This is a genomic window from Candidatus Dormiibacterota bacterium, assembly GCA_035635555.1.
Classification (GTDB): domain Bacteria; phylum Acidobacteriota; class Polarisedimenticolia; order Gp22-AA2; family Gp22-AA2; genus Gp22-AA3.
This window is the reverse complement of record DASQAT010000059.1, coordinates 18162-39134: the sequence shown is the minus strand read 5'-3', so window position 1 is coordinate 39134 and position 20973 is coordinate 18162. Positions and strand designations below refer to the sequence as shown.

Genomic DNA, 20973 nt, shown 5'->3' with positions numbered 1-20973 from the left:
GCCCCTACCTCTGCGCCTCCAGGATCGACACGAGCCGCCGGCGCAGACCGCTGTCGATGAATCCACCGGCCAGCGCGGCGTAGGCGAGAAGGTAGACCACGCCGCTCACGAGCATCGACGCCACGGGGGGAAGCGCCAGCGTGTCCTTGACCAGGAGAGCCGGAAGAGCGGCGGCCAGGGCCGAGAGGAGGGTGGCGGCCAGGGACGACCACGGCATGAGTCCGGACCACGTCACCTTCAAATGGCGCTTCACCCGGAAGAGCGCCAGCGATTTCCCGACCAGGACGGCCAGCAGGGACACGAACACGCCGCCCAGCAGCTGGAAGCGCCCGAGGAACCAGCCGACCGTGGCCCCGATGATCAGGAGCTTGACCGCCCCGAGCAGAAACAGGAAGCGGGTGTCGGCGTGCACCCGCAGGACTCCGTCCACGGGGAGCGTCATGAGAAGGAAGGATGCGGTCCAGACCATGAAGATCGGCACGCTCTCCAGGTAGCGCGCCGTGAACAGGAAGACGATGAGGTCGCGCGCGTTGACCAGCAGGATCGCGACGAGGGGGAAGAACGCCAGGGCCAGCTTGCGGACCGTGGCGTGCCAGGCGGCCACGGCCGCCTCGCCGCGGCCGGTCCGGAGGTCCTCCCCCATCTTCACCATCATGACGTTGCAGCTCGTGCCGGCCAGGAGGTCCACCAGCGGCACCTGCAGGCAGCCGACGGAGTAGATCGCGAAGGTCGCCGGATCGAAACGCAGGGACACCGCGTACTGGTGCAGGTTCGCCTGCAGGATCTCGAGCAGGACCGCCAGCTGGAAGGGCATGGCGTAGGCCAGCTGCGTGCGCAGAAGCGAAGGGTCCGGCCGGGGCTCGTGGCCGAACTCCGTGCTCAGTATCCGGATGACCGCCCCGAAGCGCAGAAGCGCGAACGCCGCTCCCCCGATCAGGACTCCCCGGAGGCTCCTCGACAGGAGCACCGGAAGCAGGCACAGGGCGGTCCGCGCCAGGTCCGACGCGGCGTAGGTCCAGGCGGCCCGGGCGAAGCGATTGCGGGCGACCTGCACGATCTCGAGCGGCGTCGATGCGAGCATCAGCCCGAGGTAGAGGCCGATCCACGGAAGGCCTGCCGCGAGGTCGCCGTTTCCGAACCACGCCGCCACCCGGTCACGGCCGGCCCAGAGCGCGAAGAAGCAGAAGGCTCCCGCCGCGGCCAGGACCAGCAGCGAGTTCAGCGTGTAGCGGCCGGCCTTCGCCGGGTCGGCCGGGAGAAAGTAGAACAGGCTCTCCGCCATGCCGAGCTGGGCGATCCCGTACAGAGTGGCGTAGATCAGGAACAGCTGCTTGTACGTGCCGAAGGCGGACTGGTCGAGGGTCCTGGCGAGCACGATCGGGATGCTGAACGCCACGACGATGCCGGCCAGACGGCCCGACATCAGCACGGCGGTGGGTTTGAGGGTCGAATCCATGGGCTCAGTTCCGACGGTGCAGGGGGCACAGCCCGGAGCGATCGAAGGTGCCATCGGCCTGGCAGCCCATCACGGCGGGCGAGAAGGTGCCGAACATCCCGAGGCTCGACTTCTCCCACAGGAGGGTGCGCGGCAGGGTCAGATGGGGATGAGCGGGATCGCGGTGGCGGCACGAGGTGTAGGCGAAGCTGTATCCGGCCGCCTGCACGGCGGCCACGGTCGCGTCGTCGAACCAGCCGTTCGGGTAGGCGAAGTGGTGGACGGCGGCGCCGAGCCGTTCCTCCAGATCGCGCCGGGATCCGACCGTCTCCTCCTGCACGCGCTTCTCGCTCTCCAGGGTCAGGACGACATGCCGGCGCGTGTGCGAGCCGATGGTGACACCCGAGCGCCGCATCTCCTTGAGCATGTCCCAGTCGAGAGGACGACGCTCGCGGAGGGCCTCTTCGTCCACTCCGACCTCCTTCTCGAGCGCTTCCACCAGGAGCGCGAGATCGTCCCGGCGCAGAGTTTCCAGGATCCGTCGCGTCAGCCGGAGCGTATCCCCCGCCGCGGGCGCGGCGTCCGCGAGTCCCTCGACCTCGAGACCGAGGGCCGACACGATGCTCCCGAGCCGGGTGCTCAGGGACTGCGAGGTGTTCCGCGCGCGCAGCAGCGCCAGGTACAGCCGCTCGAACAAGGGGACGCCGGACGTGCCGACAAGGGAGGTCACGACGAAGATCGCCGCCGGCATCCCCTTCGCCTTCAGGAGCGGGAAGGCCAGCTCGTAGACGTCGCGGAAGCCGTCGTCGAAGGTGATGGCCGCCGACGGCCTGCGGAACCTCCCCCCCCGCCCGCGGCGCGTGACGATCTCGTCGAGAGGAACCACATCGAAGCGCCGCCCGATCCAGTCGAGGTGACGGCGAAGCATCGCGCGGCTGACCAGCATGGCCGGGATGGAGCGCCGCGCGCTCCGCGCGTAGTCCTCCACGACCCGGTGGTACCCGACGATCCACGGAGTTCCGGAGCGGCCGTTGAGCCTCCGTCTCAGGAGGCTCGTCCCGCTCCAGCGCAGCCCGCAGGCCAGGCCCGATTTGACGACGTGTCGCACCAAGCGATCAGCTCCTCGGCACGCGCTCGCGCCGCAGGGCGAGCCTGTCGGCGATGGTCCGGGGGAGCACGCGGCGCGCGGCGCGCCGGGCCGCCCGGCTCAGCTCCATCGCGCGGCGGTAGATGAGCCCGCGCAGGTGCGGCGGGTAGCATTCGACCCGTCCGAGCGGGCGGACCCGGTCCGCCCAGCGCTCCTTGTACTGCTCCAGCCCCTGCAGCATGTCGAATTCCTGCGCCCCTTCCTCGAAAGCGCTCTCGATGGCGAGACCCATGGTCACCAGGCCGGTGCTGAATTTCGCGTACGCCGGATCGAACCCCGACTGGTAGAACGAGAAGACCTTCCCGTAACGCAGGGCGTACAGGGCCGCCACCGCTTCGTCGTCCAGCCACAGCGTGAAGATCCTCAGCCAGCCACGCTCGCAGGCGAGCCGCGTGAAGTCTTCGTGGAAGCGTACGTGGCCCGGGGTGTGGAAGGCGCGCGTGAATTCCCTCCAGCGCGCCCGGTGAAGGGCGATCAGACGGCCCAGCGCCGGACCCCGGTCTTCCTCCGTCGTGCTCGCTTCGAAGCGCACCTTGAACTCACGCCGGAGCCGCCGCAGCCTGCGTTTGAAGTTGTATCGGTGCGCCGCACCGAGGCTGCCGAGGTAATCCGTCCACGATCGCCCGGTCAAATCGATGTACCGCGAGACGTTGGTCTCCTCCTCCGAGACGCTCCAGCCGCATCGACCCAGGAGCCGGCCGACCTCGAGCGCGGCGCATCCCCCGATCTTGATCTGCTCGAGCTCGATGGCGCGGTTCATGCCGGAGACGCACTCGGCGATGGTCTTCATGGCGCTGGACTCGTGCCCGCGGCGGATGATCACGTCCAGGTAGTCGGAGCCGATGCTGCCGGTGCCCATGAACTCGAGCGCCGGGAACGGCAGAACGCTGGAGAGTCCCGGCGGCCTCACTGTCATCGGCGCTATGGCCACGAGCTCGCCTCGATGGCGCACGACCGCGATGAACAGCCTCCTGTCCCCTCCCAGATGTCTCCACCAGGTCGACAGCCACTCCCATGTCAGAAACAGGCCATCCGCCTCGCTCTCCGCGAGCAGGTCGTCCCATTCCTCCCTCAACTCCATGAGACGACCGGTGTCGTCTACGACCTCGACCGACACGACCTCCCGCTCCCTCTCCAGAACGGCGCCCAGCGGGCCGCTCCAATCACGCACACCTAGGGTCCAATGCACCACTCCCCCTCCAGCCTCGTCAGAAAGGCGTCGGCCCGATGGATCGCCGCGAGCACGCGCGGGTTCCTGGAATGCACCAGGAACCACGAGATTCCATCATGGTGAAAGACGGACCCCTTCGCGGCGAGCGCCTGGAAGGCGGCCGGGTCCATCTGTCCCGACACCGCCAGGGCACCCCCCTTGCGGGCGTGGTGAAAGAGGTGGGTCAGGACCTCGTCCATGAACCCCTTTCTCGCGGCGACCTGCACGACTTCGCTGATGCCGCCGGCGTTGAGGTAATAGAGGTACCAGCCCAGAAGATCTCCCGCGCCGTCCCGCACGGCGACGCGCTGGAACAGACCACGGCGCCTCCGGTTCGCCAGCAGACTCAGGAGCCAATCCAGGGATGCCCGGTCGTACTGCGGCCGCAGGGATCGATCGACCGTCAGGCGGGACAGCCCCTCCAGCAGATCGTCCGTGGTCAGATCCTCCCCCGTGGAGCGCGGGCGGGGCATCCGGACCGGCTCCCCCAGGACGAGGGGGGCGAGCGCGTCCGCGGCGGAGCAGAAGGGGGCGCACGCCCAGGACGCCACCGCCGCCAGGCCGCGCCGCTTCAGGATCGACAGGACGTAACGGCTCGGGCGCAACGGCCGGGTCCAGCGCAGACTGAGGAGGAGCGAGGTCGATCCTCCGAACCGCTCCAGGATCCGGCGGGACGCGCCGCCCCCCTCGGCGATCGAGAGGTCCTGGCCGCCCTCGAGAAACGCGCGGGCGAGCGCCAGGGCCGCCAGGCTCGATCGGCTGCCGGGCTCGACCATGAAGGTGTGGCTGACCGCGGCCTGGATCGGCCGGCCTTCGAACAGCATCGTGCGCGGCACCACTCCGAGGCACCCGGCGATCGCCCCGGACTCGTCCTCGTACACGAGGGAGGGGAGCGCCTCGTCGCGCCAGGGATTCCGGCAGAAGACCGCGCGCAGGTGATCCTGCACGGACTCGTCGCTGCGCGCCCCGGGCCCGGCGAACACACGCTCGTACAGCCTCACGACCCGCGGAACGTCGCTCTCGGTCATGGGCCGCACCTCGCCGGCCGCCTCCTCCGGCCCGGGAGGTCCGTCCCGGTCGCCAAGTTTTCGGGTCATCTCCATGCCACGTTCCTTCGCGAGCCCGCCCTCACCCGCCGTACTCCCACGGCGTGTCAGCGATGGTCAGGGGTCTCGCCTGCTCGCGGCACTCGGCCTCCATCACCTCCAGGACCACCAGGGCGTGATCGCCGAGACCGTCGAAGATCCGCCGGACGCGGCACTCCAGGTAGGCCGGGGCGTTGTTCAGGATCGGCGCGTCGAGAGCGCCCTTGCGGAACGGCTCGCCGTTGAGGTCGCCGTCGTGCACCCGCGTCGGCGCGAAGAACCGGCGCGCCATCTCCTCCTGCCCGCGCGCGAGGATGTGGACGGCCGCAAGACCGCTGTCCCGCAGGCACGCGAACACGTTGCTCTCCGGGCGGACCGCCGCCATGATGAGCGGCGGCCGGAACGAGGCCTGGGACACCCAGGTCACCGTCGCCGCCCCGTAGCGATGGCCGCTGCGCGCGGTCATGACGTAGAGGCCGTTCGACAGCATCCGCAGGGTCTTCCGGCGCGCGGTCGTGTTCATCCAGTCTTCGCCGCGCGCTTCATCCGGGACCTCTCCTCGACGAAGCCGGCGATCCTCTCGATCGACCGGAAGGTGTCCATCGCGATGTCGGCGAGCGCGACGTCGATCCCGAACTCCCCCTCGAGCCGGGCGAGGAGTTCGACGAAGGCCATCGAATCCAGCGCCCCCGACTCGAACAGATCGGTGTCGGCCGACGGGACGTCCAGGTTCAGACGCTCCGCGAACAACCTCGTGATCCTCGCCTTCAGGGCGTCGTTCCCCTGCATCTCAGATCTCCCGGTGCTCGGTCGCCAGCAGGTCGAACCAGAGACGATCGAAGGGGCGTCCGTCGATGCAGTGGCACTGCCGCTGCCGGCCGATCGGCGTGAATCCCAGGCGCTCGGCGATGCGGCGCGAGGGGTTGTGCTCGACGATCCACGTGTTCACCGCGTGCAACCCGAGCTCCCCGAAGGCGTACGACAGGAGCCTCGACGCCGCCCGCGTGGCGTGGCCGCGCGCGCCGAAGGACTTGTCGCCGACCACGACCCAGATGCGCGCCGTCCGGAACACGCGATCGATGTTCGTCAGCCCGACGATGCCGACGGGTGCGGAGTCGTCATCCGCCGTGAACACGCGCAGGAGCTCGGTGTCCCGCTGTGTCGCGATCTTCAGCCACTCGGGCGTCAGGACCTGCTTGCCGTTGCCGAAGTCCAGCCACTCGTAGTTCTCCTTCCTGGACATCCAGCCGGCGACCAGCCGGATCAGCTCAGGGCTGTCGAGCGGCAACAGTCTCATGGGTCTCGAACAGACGCCTGAGGGAGGCGCGATCGATCTTCCCGTTGCCGTTCCTCGGGAGCCGATCGAACGTCATCCAGCGCGATGGGAGCATGTGGACCGGCAGCAGGCGTCCCAGACTCTGGCGCAGGGACACCGGTGTCGCGTCGGGCTCCGATGCCGGCACGTAGGCGCAGCAGATCATGGCGCCCTCGAACCCGCCGGTGGCGATCGCCACGACCGCGCTCTCCCGGATCGATTCCAGCGTCCCCAGGCAGGTCTCGATCTCCCCGAGCTCGATCCGGTATCCGCGGCTCTTGATCTGCGTGTCGGCGCGTCCGGCGAAAAAGAAACGGCCGGCCTCGTCCCTCCAGGCGAGATCCCCCGTCCTGTAGAGGCGCTCGGACCCTCCCGCGACGGTCGGACGGTCCAGGAAGACTTCGCGCGTCCTGCCGGGGTCGTTCCAGTAACCGGGGCTCAGCCCCGCCCCGCGGATGTAGAGACTCCCGACCTGGCCGTCCGGGAGGGGGTCGAGACCCTCGTCCAGGACGAGCAGCTCTTCTCCGTCGCACGCCACGCCGATCGGGATGACCTGCCGCTCGCTCCCCGGGCAGGACGGCAGCGTGTAGTGGCTGCTGGCGATCGTCGTCTCCGTCGGTCCATAGAGATTGGTGAACGACACGTGGGGCAGCCGCTTCATCCAGTGCATGAGGGCGGGGGTCGCGAACACCTCCCCGCACCAGAGCAGGCGTCTCAAGGCCGGGAAGTCGTCGTAGCCCACCACGTCGAATTTCGCCATGTAGCTGAGCACCGAGGGGACCGAAAACCACTGGGTCAGCGCGGAGGCGCGCATGAAATCGGCCAGCGCGTTCGGCAGCAGGGTCGCCGCCGGCGGAACCAGGTGGAGCTGGGCGCCGGCGGCGAAGGCGCCGAAGATGTCGAAGAACGACAGATCGAATTGAAGCGGCGGGTGGCCGGAGAGCCGATCGGACGGACCGATGCCGAAGTGCTTCGTGGCCCACTCGACGAAGTGGATGACGTTCGCGTGCGTGATCACGACCCCCTTGGGGATCCCCGTGGAGCCCGAGGTGAACAGGATGTGCGCCGGTTCGTGCCGCGCCCGTCCGCCGGATGGTGCCGTGTCCCGGGCGAGCGAGATGTCCCGCGCGGTGAAGCGCGACGGCCGGCCGGCCCCCCGCTCCGGCCCGTCGTCGAGCCAGCCCACCGCGACGGCGCCGTTCGTCCCGGGGCCGTCCACGAGCTCGCCGGCCAGCCGGGTCACGGCTCCGGCCGCAAGGATGAAGGCCGGGCCGCAGGAGGCCACGATCTTCTCCAGGCGGGCGGCGGGACTCGACGGATCCAGGGGCACATAGATGGCGCGAGCCTTGTAGATCCCGAGCAGACCGATGATGGCGAGGGGCGACTTCGCCATCAGCAGGCAGACGCGATCGCCGGGGACGCAGCCGCTCTCCCGCAGGATCGCCGCCAGCCGGTTCGAGCGGGTCTCGAGCTCGGCGTAGGTCAGGGCGAGCCCGTCGCCGACCACGGCCACGGCATCCGGGCGTCGTTCGGCCTGCAGGGTTACCCAGTCTGCGAGCGATTCAGGCATCGGTCGAGGGCACGCTCGAACGCGAGACTCGCGTGGTGCAGCTCGTCGGGCGCAACCGGCACGTCCAGGATGAAGGAGCGATACCCGAGCGCCGCGTACCGTCCGAGCTCCTCGGAGACCCGCTCGTAGCCGCCCACGAGATAGGGACACATCGTCTTGTAGTTCTGGAACGGGACCAGCCAGTACGGACTCTCTTCCGGACCGGTGGCGATCCGCGCCAGCTGCCCGTGCCAGACGGAGTCGGAGACCTTCGTCGCCAGCTGGCGCGTGAGCTGGCCCCGGCGGTCCTCGGGGAAGCGCGCACGGGCGAGATCCCACGCGTCCGCCTCCTCCGCCCGGGTGATGATTCCGACGCGGATCCCGTGCTCCATTCCGTCCGCCGGCCGCTCTCCTGGCGTCTCGGCGGGTTTCGGGTACTCGATGGCGGTCGCACCGATCACGCGGGCGGCGGCCCTGCCGGCGTCCGACGATCCCGAGACGAAGATTCCCGGAAACAGGCTGGGAGGGAGCGTCGGCGTCAGCTTGAGCCTGTCGACCTTGTAGAACTCCCCATCGAAGGTGAGCGGGGTCGGGCCCGAGAGGAGGCGCTGGATGATGGTCGTGTACTCGATGAGCCTCTGGTAGCGGCTGTCGTGGGGGGTCGTGTCGTTGAGCGCCGTCAGGTCGTTCTTGAATCCCCCCGCGACCATGTTCAGGTAGATCCGCCGCCCGTGCAGATGACCGAAGGACGCCGCCATCCTGGCGACGGAGTAGGGATGCATGTAGACCGGCTGCACCGCGACCAGCGGGCACAGGGACCTCGTGCTCTCGATGATCACCTGCGACACCAGCCACGGATCCACGAGCGAGTTGTCGGAATAGACGAGGATCCCGCGGCAGCCCGCCCCCTCGCTCCAGCGGGCCACGCGGACGACCTCGTGGAGGTAGCTCCCCGCGTCGAAGCCGCTCGACGGCGGGCAGGTGGAAAAGACCTCGATGCGTGGGTCGAACATGCGTGCGCCTCCTTATTCCTTAGACTGCTTCCCGCCGGACGCCGGAGTCCCGCTCTTCCGCGCCCTGGAACCGACGCCGGTCCAGGAGCGATTGGTACAACCGCTCGGTCGCCCTGGTCATGCCGTCGAGGCTGAAGTGCTCCACGATCCGCCGGCGTCCCGCCTCGCCCAGGCGCCGTGCCAGGCCGGGATCGGCGAGCAGAGAGTCGATGGCGCGCGCCAGGGCCCCCGGGTTCCGCGTCGGGACCAGGAACCCGGTCACGCCGTCCACGACCGCCTCGGGGCTGCCGCCCACCGGAGTCGTGACGACGGGGACGCCGGCGGCCATCGATTCGAGCAGGACGTTCGACAGCCCCTCGCTCAAGGACGGGAGCACGGACACGGAGACCTCCCGCAGCAGATTCGCGACGTCCAGCCGGAAGCCGGTGAACACCACACGGTCGGCGATGCCGAGGTGCCGCGCCTTGCGTGCCAGGCTCTCCGAATAGGCGTCGTCGCTTACCGGAGTCCCGTCCCTCAGGGCGAGGCGGCCGCCGACGATCAGGAAGCGGACCTCCCGGTGGCGGGCCGCCAGGAGGGCGGCCGCCTCGAGAAAGTCGTCGAGGCCCTTGAGCTCGTGCAGGCGCGAGACGACGGCCACGATCGGCGCCCCCTGCGGCACCCCGATCTCGCGCCGCACGCGACCTCCGTCCCCCCCCGCCTCGAATTGGCTCAGATCCACGCCGTTCCTGATGACGACGATCTTGTGCGGCTGGTAGCCTTCGCCAATCAGCCACAGCCGGACCGCGTCGGCGTTGACCACGATGCAGTCCGCCATCCGGCAGGCGAGCCTCTGGACGCGCTTCTGCATCGGCGTCTGGTAGATGCCCGTGTCCCGGATGGACGCGACGACGCGCGGCGCACGCGCCAGTCTGGCCGCGGGCAGGGCGAATACGTTCGGGTAGAAGTTGTAGGTGTGGACGATCTGGATCCGGTGACGCCGGAGATCCCGGACGAATCGCCACTGCTGCCGGAGGGTCCTGCGGTTGTGGAGACTGTTGATCGGGTATTCCCAGATCGGCAGACGGCAGGCCTCGGCCTCCCCTAGGAACTGCCCCATCCGGCGGAAGCAGGCCAGGTGGACGTCGAACTGCGATCGATCGAGCGATTTCCCCAGGTTCACGACGTGCCTCTCCGTCCCCCCCACCGCGAAATGGTTCACGAACGTCAGGAGCCTGATCCTGTCGTCGCTCGACGACACCGGGCCGGCGGCCGGCGGGGGCGGAGCGGCGATCATCGGAGCACCCCAGCCTCGCGCCCGAGGCGGCCGACATAGACGACATGCGGCGCCAGGTATCGCATCTCGGGAGTGCCGCGGCCGCGCAGGAGCCGCAGCCACGCCTCCGCGCTCCGGCCGAGCGCCCGGCAGGTCTCCGCGTGCGCCGCGCGCCGGAGGCGGCTCTCGCTTCCGGCGGAGGACGACAGATAGGCGTCGAAGAATCCGGCGTAGCCGGCCGCGATCGTCCGGAACCCGGCCTCCTCGTGGACCTTCACCAGGGCCGGCGTGTCGTAGACCACGTGCGCCTGGAGCGTGCGCAGATCCCCCAGGCGCTGCAGGAGCCAGTTCAGTCCTTGAAGATTGGGAACGGTGGTCAGGATGCGGCCGCCGGGCTTCAGGTAGAGCGCGAGGGAGGCGACCCGCCCGACCACGTCGGGGAAATGCTCCAGGACACCCATCGAGTAGACGACGTCGAAGGCGCCGCGCAGGTCCTCGCGCCGGTGCAGGGCGAAGGCGTCTCCGCAGACGACGTCCCCCTCGGCTCCGGCGCCCCGGAGGTTCGCGCTCGCGAGGTCGGCGGCGTGCGGCTCGATGTCGATCCCGGTCACGCGGCAGCCGAGACGCAGGCCGAGGAATGGAAGCCAGCGGGAGCGCCCGCATCCCGCCTCGAGCACGCGGGATCCCGGGCCCAGGCCGCAGTGCCGCTCGAACAGCTCGAAGAGCCTCCGATCGCGCGGGCGGCCGATGTCCGGCAGGATGGGCCGGAGAACCAGCTCGCCGGCGGTCTCGGTGTAGTAGCCGCCCCCTTCCTTCCAGAGCCAGTCGCTCGGGCCGACCCGCGCGGTCGTCATCGCGTCACCTCCCGGCTCGCCCCGACATGCGCCCCTCGCGCCGCCAGGGCGAGCCCGGCCATGTAATAGAAGTAGAAGTGGTACGCCACCGGGTGGAACAGCGCGGCGATCGCGAAGACGAAGAGGCTGATCTGGATCCCCTCGGCCAGGAGGAACAGATCCCGCAGCGGTGGCGTCCAGGCCGTCCGCCGCATGACGAACCCGGCCGATCGCACGGACCCCACGAGGACCACCAGGAACAGGATCAACCCCGGAACACCCAAGTCCGTCGCATACTCCAGATAGACGTTGTGGACCTTCTTCCAGCTCGCCCCCCTGATCTCGTTGAGGGCCAGGATGTTCTCGCCGATACCGGCGCCGACGATCGGACTCTGGGAGACGAGGCGCAGGGCCGCCAGCGTGTCGTCCCGCCGCTCCTGCGCCGAGCCGGTCGGGTCGGATTCGATGTGGGTGATCGTGCTCAGCCGATCCATGTATCCCGCGGGCAGACAGGGCACGGCCATGAGGGCGAGGCAGAGCGCCGCGATCGCCCAGCCGCGCTCGGGGCGGCGCAGGAGCCTGAGGAAGTAGATGACGCTCGTCGCGGCCAGGCAGATGAAGCCGGCGCGCGAGAAGGTCAGGATCACCGCCGCGGCATCGAGCCCGGCGCATCCCAGGAGGAGGAGACGCGGGAGCGTCCCCGACTGCGCCAGAGCGAGCGCCAGCGTCAGCGGCAGGATCAGGTTGAGCATCAGGGCGAGGTCGTTCGGGTTCGAGGTGAGCGGCGCTTCGTAGCTCTGGATCCGCTTCACGGCGCCTTCGTCCATGAAGCGCCCCGCGAGGTACTCGTGGACGCCGAAGGCCGCGAGAGGCACCGCCATCACCACCAGCCACCTGACCGCCAGGCGCAGCCGCGACCGGGTGCTCAGGACGTTGCAGAGCAGCACGAAGATCGCCAGGGTCTTGAAGAAATCGTTCACGAGAAACGCCAGGCTGCCACCCGGCCAGTAGGACCAGGGAATGGTGATCAGCGCCCACATGACCAGGCAGGCGAGGGCGACGATCTCGGGTGTGACCCTCAGGAGCGGTCTGCGATAGACGAACCGATCGACGAGGTAAGTCGTGATCGCCACCGCCGCCGTCAGCACCCCCAGGTGCAGAGGCGCGAGCGCCGGGAGGAAGGCCTGGGGAGCGAGCAGGAGAACGAAGGTGAAGGCAATCAGCGCCCAGAACGTGACGCGGCTCCCTGGGTCCTCCGACTCCGCAAGGTGGATTTCCTGGACGCCCGCCCTCCACCAAGCGACGTCATCGCATGAAGCGATCCTGCTCTCGACCCGGGCTCTCTGCATTGTCCGGTGATTTGGGACCGACGATCCGGGCGTGCGATCCTCGACGGGCTTCGCCCCCTTCGGTTCCGGCATCCCTCCGGGAGCGAAGCCGCCGATTGCGGATGTGCTGTGCCCGGGGACCCCGGTGACAGGTCCCGCGGCCTGGTCCAGCATGGCGCAGTGTTTTTACCCCCGGGAGAGCGTCGCTTCAATCGGGGTATCCCGCAAACACCGTCGGTAAACCACCCGATCAGCGCGCCCCGGCGCGGGGTTCCCGGCGTGGCGGGCGCGGCGATCCGGCGTAGGCGCGGGAGTACCCGTAGTAGCCGGACCGGCTGCGCCTTTCGCCGTTGAAGACGACGCCGATCATCTTCGCGGGCTCGATCATGTTGAGCCCTTCTTCGAACATCTTCCGGGGAGTCCTGTCCGCCGCCACCACCATGAGGAGTCCGTCGACCCAGCGCGCGATCAGCCGGCAGTCGGGGACCGGGATCAAGGGCGGCGTGTCGACCACGACGTGATCGAAGAGGCCTCGCGCCTCCTCGAGGAGGGCGCCGAGCCGGGGCGATTGCAGCGCCTCGTAGGGGGCGGGGGGCACCCTTCCGGCCGTCAGGATCCCGATGCTCAGGGGAACGCGGCGCAGGATCACGCTTTCGAGGGAGAGAGTCGGGTCGAGGATCGCGTCCGCAAGCCCGGTCCCCCGCGAGTCGGGCAGACCCAGCTGCACCCCGACGCCGGGGCGACGGAGATCGGCGTCGATCAGAAGGACGCGCGACTCGCGTGACTGCGCCAGCGCCCCGGCCAGATTGATCGCCGTGGTGGTCTTCCCTTCCCCGGGAACGGCGCTGGTCACGGCGACGACCTGGAGCCGCTCGTCTCCCGCCCGCGACTCGAGCCGATGGCGGAGGGACCGGTATTGCTCGGCCTCGAACGACGCGGGTGCGATCAGACTGACCAGGCGGGGGTTCAACTCTCCTCCCTCCTCGACGCGGGGCGCCGGAGCGATTCTGTCCGTGTGGCGATCCAAGGGTGCATCGGCCGATGCTCTCATCCTGTCCCCCGCAGTCCCGGCTACTGTCGTCCCCCGCCCAGAATAAAGACCAGCTGCTCCTGATCACGCGCAACGTAGTACGAGGCCGCCCCGGCCGCCGCCAGCCCGGCCGCCAGCACCACGACCGCGAGACCTGTCTTGACGGCCCTCCAGATGACGTCCGCCCGCGTCACGATGCGCGGGACCCTCGCCAGGATCGGCAGGCGGGTGAACGACCGGATGCTGTCGATGTCGTGAAACGAGGTGTCGAGCCGCTCGGCCGTGACCATGCCCACCACCGCGACGCCGAGGGCAAGCATCAGCCCCATGAGCGACAGCCAGAGCCTGTTGGGCGCATACGCCTGCGGCGGCGGAACGGCCGTATCGAGGATACGGAACTGTTCGGTGGCCTGTCCGTGCTCCATGTTCTCGGAGACCAGGGATTCCTGGTAGTGCTTGAGCAGCGAATCGTACAGCTCCTTGGTGGTCTCGTAGTCGCGGGACAGCGCCTGGAACTCCTGCTGTCTCTGGGGCGCGGCGTCGATCCGACGCTCGTACTCGGCGATCGAGCGACGCAGACGATCCTCCTCGCGTTTCAGGGACGCGATCTCGGCGTCGGCCTTGAGCCCCGGTCCGGCCGACACCGGAGGCTTCCCCGCGTCCTGGGAGCGGGCGGCGCCCTTCGACGAGGAGTCCGGCGGGGTCTCAGCGACCTGGCGCTTGAGGCCGGCGATCTCCTGCTGCAGGCGTACGACGTCGGGGTAGTTGTCGGTGTACTGTCTGCGCATCTCGGCGAGCTCGAGACTCAGCCGGTCGATCCTCGTCTCCACGTCCTCCGAAACGCCCGCCGCGGCGCCCGGCGCCCCGCCGGCGGCCAGGCCCTCCAGCCGGTCGCGGCGCTCCATCGCCCGGGCCTGCCTGTCCGCGTTGAGCTGCAGCTGGCCGTTCAGCCGCCCGAGGACGGAGATGTTCGACTCCACCTGCTGCGGCAGCTCGCCGGTATGACGCTTCTTGTATTCGCCGATCCTGTCCTCCTGCGCCTCCAGCTTCTTCTTCATCTCGTCGAGCTGGGTCTTCAGGAAGTCCGCCGTGCGCGTCGCCTGCCTCTCGCGAGCCTTGAGGTTCTGCTCCACGTACAGCGACGCGAGGGCGTTGGCCACCTCGGCGACCTTCTGCGGGTCGCGGCCGCGAAAGCCGAGGGCGAATGCGACGGTCCCCCCGCGGTCCCAGGTCCGCTCGACGCCCTTCAGGTCGAGAGCGATGTCGCGCCGCATCCGCTCGACCAGCGCCTCGGACGAGAGCGTCGCGCGCTGGCGCGGATAGAGGTCGAAGCGCTCGATGAGCTCCTGGAGCCTCGACCGACTCATGACCTCCTCGCTGATGGCGTGAAGCCTGATCTCGAGCTCGTCCGTCACGGCCGGACGGACGAACGTCTCGGGAACCTGCTGGCGCTCCACGAGGACCGTGGCGCTGGCCCGGAAGATGTCCGGCAGCGACGCGATGACGCAGAGGCCCGGCACCAGCGCCCCGAGGAAGATCACGAGCCCCAGCCAGCGCCGCCGCGCCAGAGTCTCCAGCGCCTGATGGATTCCCGATTCCTGCGTCCCGCGCGCGTCCACGGTTTCTCCCCTGGCGTCTCGGTGCGCCCGTTCCAGTCCACACTACGACCACGGGCTGCGGCGGCCAATCAGGGAATTCACCGAAGGCGCCGCGGGGGAATCCCTGAAGGACGCGCGGCCCGGACGCGCGGCGACACGCGGACGGGCCTCGGGGATCCCTCCTGAGGCTCTTGCTGGATCCACCGCGTTCGTTCGCCCGCCGCCGGGGTGTAGAGTCGAGATCCGATGACGTCGTCAACCCCCTCGCGGTCCCGCGGGAGAAGGCGTGTCGCGTCCGCCTGCCCGATCCTCGCCGTGATCCTCGCGGCCGCAGTCGCTTTCCGCCCGGGGGCGGGCATCGGCCGGACCGGGGCCGCGACCGCCCTCCCGACCGTACCCGGCGGGTTCCTGGAGAGTGCCACCACCGGGCTGATCCGGCCTCGCCTGTCCATCGCGGAGATCCAGGCGCTCCTGCCGGCTCGCGGCGCGTTCGCGTTTCCGCCGCCCTACGGCACGACCGGCGTGCGCCTCACCAACGCCGACGACTGCGCCGGCGGTGATTGCGTGGATTACGTCGGCTACTTCTACTGGAGGAACATCAACGATCACGTCGGTCAGGACGAGATGCTGATCCTGCTCGGGCTCGACCGGGCCCGCGGCGGCCCCGGGCCATCGCTGTTCCGGTACGACAAGACGGCCGACCGGGTCGCGGGGCCGGAGCCGCTGTTCGACCCGTCCTCTCCCTTGAGCTGGCGCAGCGGAGAGGGCTGGTACTGGAGCGCCACGCGGCCGACCGTCCTCTACATCGACGACGGCCCGCAGATGCTGCGGTTCGACGTCGCGAGCCGGCAGTTCCAGAAGGTGTTCGACGTGCGGCCGCCGTTCGGCCAGGACTAAGGTCATCCGGCAGATGCACTCCAGCGATGACGACACGGTCCACTCGGCGACGCTTCTCGCGCTCCCCGACTACCGGATGCTGGGCTGCGTCGTCTACCACGAGGACACGGGCGCCTTCCAGTACTTCCCCAGGATCGGCACGTTCAACGAATGTCATGTCGACAAGAGCGGCCGCTGGCTCATGAGCCTGGAGGACGTGGACCACAGGTTCGATCTGGAGATGCGGATCTTCGATCTTCGGACCGGAAACGAGAGGCTGGTCTGGGACCAGGCCGGCGCCGTCGGGCACGCCGACATGGGATACGGCTACGTCGCGGGAGCCGACAACTGGAACATCTTTCCCAACGTCGTCCTGCTCTGGGACTTCTCCAAGGATCCCCTCTCCGGTCTGCTGGTCTCGCACAACACGACCTGGACGGCGCCGGGGCCCAATCACATCGCGCACGGCAACGCGCGGCCGGACGCGCCCGCGGACCGCCAGTACGCCTGCGGCAGCAGCGCTTCGCGAACCGACGCGGTCTGGTCGAACGAGATCGTCTGTTTCCGGCTGGACGGCTCCCTGGGCGTCCTGGTGGTCGCCCCCGTCCTCACCGATCTCGACGCTCCCGGCGGCGGCGACGATTATGCGAAGGAGCCGAAGGGGAGCCTGGATGTGACGGGCCGGTACTTCGTCTGGACAGGGAATGCCGGCGGCGACAGGCTGGATGCCTTCATCGTCAAGGTCCCGGCGGAGCTCCTGTTCGCTCCCCCGGTTGGCGGAGTTCCGCCGATTCTGTCGGTGACCGACGAGTCCGGAACTCTCATCTTGCTGGGGTTTCAGAACGACCGAACGGAACGAACGCCCCCGGGGGGTGTGGAGTAGGAGGGTCCCCGGGGGCGACCGTCTACCACGAAGCTCCCACCAACCCGACGATAGCGTACGTCGAGCGTGAAGCGGGGGCCATAGGTGAAAACCCTCACTCATGCGGGAAATACCCGGTGATCGACCCCGGAAAAACCCGGACCCGCGGTGACTGTGCGCTCTTCAGGTCTTCCCGCGGGGAAAGGCGGGCATTGCTTCCATGCGGGTCTGTCCGGTGCGGCACGCCTCGGTCGCTCCACCTTCCGCGCCAGGTTGGATCCAGGCCCCGCCGCGCCTCGACGCCGCGGTGTCGAGGCGCGCCCTCAACAGGGCGCCGAGGACACCGACGTGCGGCTCGTTCATCATGGTGTCGGTGACGCCCGGGACCCTGATCACCTCGATCTCCCGCGCCTCGAGGCCGTCCAGGTCCCGTTTCGGGTCGAGCGAGAAGCCGGCAGGCGTCTCCCCGCTCAGGAAGACGGTCATGCGTCCCGGAAAGGTCCCGGGCGCGTACCGGCGCGCGGCGTGGAGGTTGATGTCCTCGATGTCGCCGGGCGGTGACAGCGGCAGGAGGGGGAGCCTGTCGAGACATCCGTAAGCCAGCCGCAGGAGGAGGGAACGCGCGGATCGCGCGAGATGGCGCGCGGCGGCCCGCCCCTTGCCCAGGAGATAGGCCCCTCTGTCGCGGTCGGGCAGGGTTCGGGCCCGTTCCAGGTTGAGCGATACTCTTCGGCGCAGGCGGCGCAGCCCCCCGAGGCGATGCCGAAGGTCGGCGTCGTATCCGACGAACAGGGCCAGGAGGGTGACCTCTTCCCCGCGCGCCAGGAGCTGCTGCGCCATCTCGAAGGCGACGGTCGCCCCCAGGCAGAAGCCGCCGATGCGGTAAGGGCCGCGCGGTTGCACGGTGCGGATCTCCTCGAGGTAATGGGCGGCCATTGATTCGATCGTTCTATGGGGCAGCTTGCCGCCGAGCCCTTGCGCCTGGAGCGCGAAGAACGGCTGGTCCGGACCCAGTCGGCGGCACAGATCGCTATAGAACAGGACCTCTCCCGAGTGTCCGTGCACGCCGAAGAACGGACGCAGGCTGTCGCCGGGCTGCAGCGGCACGAGCGACGACCACTGGGCCGACGTCCCGTGGTCACGGAGGACGGCGGCGAGCTGCTCGACGGTCGGCGCCTTGAACAAGGTGGCCATGGGGAGCCGGAGCCCGAAGGCGTCCTCGATTTCCGCGAACAGCCGCACCGCCAGAAGCGAATGTCCGCCGAGATCGAAGAAGTTGTCCCCCGAGGCGACGGGGCCAGTCTCGAGAAGACGCTGCCAGAGGAGCGCCAGCCGAATCTCGAGCCCGTCTGCGGGCGGGCGAGACAGGTGCCCGCTCTCCGGCCGCGCTTCCCGGGGATCGGGAAGGGCGAGCCGATCGATTTTCCCGCTGGGCGTCAGGGGCAATGCTGCGAGGCGGACGAAGGCCCAAGGCATCATGAAATCGGGGAGCGTCTCGCGCAGGTGTCGCCGCAGGTCCTCGTCCGCCGGCACCGGATCGGCACCGGCGACCCAGTACGCCATGAGGCGCTTCTCACCGCGGGGATCATCGCAGACCGCCACTGTGGCTTCCCGGACGCCTGTATGCCGCGACAGCGCGTCCTCGATCTCCGCCGGCTCGACCCGGAATCCTCGGATCTTCAGCTGGGAATCTCTTCTCCCCGCGAACTCGATGCAACCGTCCGCGAGCAACCGTCCCATGTCCCCGGTCCGGTAGATCCGTTTGTCACCTCCTTCAGGATCGGGCAGGAAGACCTCCCGTGTCAGGACCGGTTTCCGCCAGTAGCCGAGGGCCACGTGACGGCTGCGGATGGCGATCTCCCCGTACACCTGGCCGGGTTCGCCCCGCCGACTGAGCAGCAGCACCTCGGTATCCGCGACCGGGCGTCCGACCGGTAGCGTGGGCCGACCGAGTCGGGTCTCCTTGTCGACGAAGTACTGCAGGGACACGGTCGATTCCGTGGGTCCGAGACCGTTCACGAATCGGCAGCGGGGCCCTGTGAGCCGCCGGTACGCCTCGACGTCCTCACGGCGGACCTCTTCCCCTCCGAGGACGATGAACCGCAGGCTATCGGACAGCCCGCCTCCGGACAACGCTCCGATCAGGTGCCGGAACACCGTGGGTGTCGAGTGATAGATGGTGACTCCGTCGCGTCGCAGCCGGTCGCGCATGCCCGCGAGACCGACGTCGCGAATGTCGATCGGACAGAGTGTTGCTGCGTTCAGGAGCGCACCGAAGATGTCCATCACCGCCGCGTCGACGCTGTAGGAAGACAAGAGTGTCAGCCGATCGTCTGCGCGGAGGCGGAGACTCGCGCTGTAGGCCCGGATGAAATGCAGCACGTTCCGGTGGCTCTGCAGGACCCCTTTCGGCCGACCCGTGGACCCGGACGTATACAAGATGTAGGCGGGCTTGTCCGGCGACGGCAGCCGGGGTCGTCCGTCACCGGACGGGCGGTCCAGGATCTCCTCCAGGATGAGCACCTTGCGCGCTCCCGCGAACGTCCCGGCCAGATCTCGATGACGCGCGGTGGTCAGCACGACGCGGGCGTCGCAGTCCGCCACGATGTGCGACAACCTCGAGGAAGGATGGCCCGGATCGAGGGGCACATAGACGCCGCCTGCCTTCAAGGCGCCGACGACACCGGCGACCATCCGCGCGTCGTGGTCGAGCAGCAGTGCTACCCGCGCTCCGTCTTCATCGAGCTCCGCCCCGAGGCCTCCGGCGACGCGGTCTGCCGCTGCAGCGAGCGCGGCGTAGGTCCACTCCCCTCCCTCCTCCCTGACGGCGACGCGCTGCGGGTGTCTCTCAGCCAGATGAGCGAAGCGTTGCGCAAGGCTCTGCTCGATCTCGTTCCTTTCGAACGCCGCTGCGGGCCGGATCGGCCCCGCCTGGCAGCCGTCATGGAGCGCGCCGCTGCGCTCGGCGGGCGCGAGGATGGGCAGGGCGGAGATGCGCTGCTCCGGATTGGCCACGATGCTCTCGAGCAGGGCTTCGAAGCGCTCGAGCAGCCGATCGACCGTCGCGCGTTCGAAGAGATCGGTGCTGTAGCGGACGCGGCCGATGATCCCCTCCGGCCGATCGTCGGCCTCGAGATAGAGGTCGAACCGGGATATGCCCGTGTTCACGTCCATCTGCGTCAGGGTCCAGCCCGGCCGAGGCGGAGGCAGGGGAGGTTCCAGGATGAACATGACCTGGAACAGCGGATTGCGGCTTGAATCCCGATTGGGCTGCAGGCTCTTCACCACCTCCGCGATCGGAACATCTCCGTGGGCCAGGGCCTCGAGCGTCGTCTCCCGCAAGCTCGCCAGGAGATCCCGGAAGCTGCGCTGTTCCGAGAGACGAGTCCGGAGCACCAGCGTGTTGAGGAAGAAACCCAGGGCGTGCTCGAGCTCGGGCCGGCGGCGGCGCGTCGCCGCCGTCCCGACGAGGATGTCCTCCTGTCCCGTGTAGCGGTAGAGGAGGACGTTGAACGCGGCCAGGAGCATCATGAAGAGCGTCGCCCCAAGAGACCGCGAGAGCGTCTTGAGCCGCTCGCTCAGGTCCTTCGACAGGGCAAACGTGGGCTGGCCGCCCCGAAAGGTCTGCAGCGAGAGTCGCGGCCGATCGCATGGCAGCTCGAGCACAGCGGGGGCACCAGCCAGCTGCCGCCGCCAGTAGTCCAAGGCATTCGATGGGAGATCCTCCCGCTGTCGCCGCCTCTGCCAGAGGGCGAAATCTCCGTACTGGGTCTGGGGCTGCTGGAGGGGCGACGGCCGGCCCTCGACGCGGGCTTCATAGAGAGACGTCAGCTCCGGGAGGAACACGGAGTACATCGATACACCGTCGAAGATCATCTGGTGGAGTGTGATGTAGAGCCGGTGTGCCTCGTCGCCCAGGTGGATCAGTCTGAATCGCGCCAAGGGCCCGTGGGCCAGGTCCATCGGTCGTCGAGCCTCTTCGGTGGCGAGCCTCAGCGCCTCCGCCTCCCGCGCGGCCCCGGGCAGCGACCGCAGATCGACGACCGGGAGGGAGAATGCCGCGGCCGGCTGGACGACCTGGACCGGCTCGCCGTCCACGACCGCCACCGTCGTCCGCCAGATCTCGTGACGCTTGAGGATCTCTCCCAGGCTCCACTCCAGGGCCGGCACGTCCAGGAGGCCCGTCCGGTGCACCGTCATGGGCTCGTTGTAGAGCGGCAATTCGGGAGCGATCTGACTGTGCAGCCATATCTGATGCTGACCTACGGAGAGCGGCGGGTTCACTCCCGCGGGCCGGCGCGAAATGACGTCGCGATCCGCCTGAGTCTCGGAAACGTCCCCGCGCCGGTACTTCTCGAGGAGTCGGCGCTTCGATTCCGAGAGCGGGGTGCCGGAGGAGGCGGCCGGAGGGGCCTCGATGGGCATCGCGGTGGACCG

At 69.0% G+C, this 20973-nt stretch carries 17 protein-coding genes; 2 read left to right on the top strand and 15 right to left on the bottom strand.

Features of this window, described 5'->3' with window-relative positions; translation table 11 throughout:
* Positions 1-4: 4 nt before the first annotated feature.
* From VEW47_17915 to VEW47_17850, 14 genes are all read right to left on the bottom strand, one after another.
* Positions 5-1456 carry an oligosaccharide flippase family protein gene (locus VEW47_17915; protein HYS07058.1) on the bottom strand — a complete coding sequence of 484 codons (1452 nt, stop codon included), beginning with the start codon at positions 1454-1456 and terminating at the stop codon, positions 5-7.
* A 4-nt stretch (positions 1457-1460) separates the two neighbouring features.
* A complete protein-coding gene (locus tag VEW47_17910; protein ID HYS07057.1) occupies positions 1461-2543 on the bottom strand; it encodes a polysaccharide deacetylase family protein in 1083 nt (360 codons plus the stop codon).
* Positions 2544-2550: 7 nt separating this feature from the next.
* A complete protein-coding gene (locus tag VEW47_17905) occupies positions 2551-3771 on the bottom strand; it encodes a GNAT family N-acetyltransferase (protein ID HYS07056.1) in 1221 nt (406 codons plus the stop codon).
* Positions 3756-4889, bottom strand: a complete 1134-nt coding sequence (locus VEW47_17900) for a GNAT family N-acetyltransferase (protein HYS07055.1) — start codon at positions 4887-4889, stop codon at positions 3756-3758. The genes VEW47_17905 and VEW47_17900 overlap by 16 nt, the downstream gene beginning before the upstream one ends.
* 31 nt (positions 4890-4920) lie before the next feature.
* Positions 4921-5400 carry a flavin reductase family protein gene (locus tag VEW47_17895; protein HYS07054.1) on the bottom strand — a complete coding sequence of 160 codons (480 nt, stop codon included), beginning with the start codon at positions 5398-5400 and terminating at the stop codon, positions 4921-4923.
* Positions 5397-5666 (bottom strand): acyl carrier protein, encoded by a 270-nt coding sequence (locus VEW47_17890; protein HYS07053.1) that lies wholly within the window; start codon positions 5664-5666, stop codon positions 5397-5399. The genes VEW47_17895 and VEW47_17890 overlap by 4 nt, the downstream gene beginning before the upstream one ends.
* Position 5667: 1 nt before the next feature.
* Entirely contained in the window at positions 5668-6174 is a 507-nt protein-coding gene (locus tag VEW47_17885) for a GNAT family protein (GenBank protein ID HYS07052.1), read from the bottom strand.
* Positions 6146-7762 (bottom strand): amino acid adenylation domain-containing protein, encoded by a 1617-nt coding sequence (locus tag VEW47_17880; protein HYS07051.1) that lies wholly within the window; start codon positions 7760-7762, stop codon positions 6146-6148. The genes VEW47_17885 and VEW47_17880 overlap by 29 nt, the downstream gene beginning before the upstream one ends.
* Positions 7735-8754 (bottom strand): LLM class flavin-dependent oxidoreductase, encoded by a 1020-nt coding sequence (locus VEW47_17875; protein ID HYS07050.1) that lies wholly within the window; start codon positions 8752-8754, stop codon positions 7735-7737. The genes VEW47_17880 and VEW47_17875 overlap by 28 nt, the downstream gene beginning before the upstream one ends.
* Positions 8755-8773: 19 nt before the next feature.
* A complete protein-coding gene (locus tag VEW47_17870) occupies positions 8774-10030 on the bottom strand; it encodes a glycosyltransferase (protein HYS07049.1) in 1257 nt (418 codons plus the stop codon).
* Positions 10027-10863, bottom strand: a complete 837-nt coding sequence (locus tag VEW47_17865; GenBank protein HYS07048.1) for a class I SAM-dependent methyltransferase — start codon at positions 10861-10863, stop codon at positions 10027-10029. Before VEW47_17865 ends, VEW47_17870 begins: the two co-directional genes overlap by 4 nt.
* Positions 10860-12191 carry an O-antigen ligase family protein gene (locus VEW47_17860; GenBank protein HYS07047.1) on the bottom strand — a complete coding sequence of 444 codons (1332 nt, stop codon included), beginning with the start codon at positions 12189-12191 and terminating at the stop codon, positions 10860-10862. The genes VEW47_17865 and VEW47_17860 overlap by 4 nt, the downstream gene beginning before the upstream one ends.
* A gap of 229 nt (positions 12192-12420) precedes the next feature.
* Positions 12421-13140 carry a CpsD/CapB family tyrosine-protein kinase gene (locus VEW47_17855; GenBank protein HYS07046.1) on the bottom strand — a complete coding sequence of 240 codons (720 nt, stop codon included), beginning with the start codon at positions 13138-13140 and terminating at the stop codon, positions 12421-12423.
* A 101-nt stretch (positions 13141-13241) separates the two neighbouring features.
* The gene (locus VEW47_17850) at positions 13242-14819 is read right to left on the bottom strand and encodes an XrtA system polysaccharide chain length determinant (GenBank protein ID HYS07045.1); all 1578 of its coding nucleotides are present in this window, start codon (positions 14817-14819) and stop codon (positions 13242-13244) included.
* Positions 14820-15044: 225 nt separating this feature from the next.
* Here VEW47_17850 and VEW47_17845 point away from each other — a divergent pair, with 225 nt between their 5' ends.
* On the top strand, positions 15045-15695 hold the full coding sequence (locus tag VEW47_17845) for a hypothetical protein (GenBank protein ID HYS07044.1): 651 nt from the start codon (positions 15045-15047) through the stop codon (positions 15693-15695).
* 13 nt (positions 15696-15708) lie between these two features.
* The gene (locus VEW47_17840) at positions 15709-16557 is read left to right on the top strand and encodes a hypothetical protein (protein HYS07043.1); all 849 of its coding nucleotides are present in this window, start codon (positions 15709-15711) and stop codon (positions 16555-16557) included.
* Between the two features lie 162 nt (positions 16558-16719).
* Here the strand turns inward: VEW47_17840 and VEW47_17835 are convergent, their stop codons facing one another.
* On the bottom strand, positions 16720-20961 hold the full coding sequence (locus tag VEW47_17835; GenBank protein ID HYS07042.1) for an amino acid adenylation domain-containing protein: 4242 nt from the start codon (positions 20959-20961) through the stop codon (positions 16720-16722).
* Positions 20962-20973: the final 12 nt, after the last annotated feature.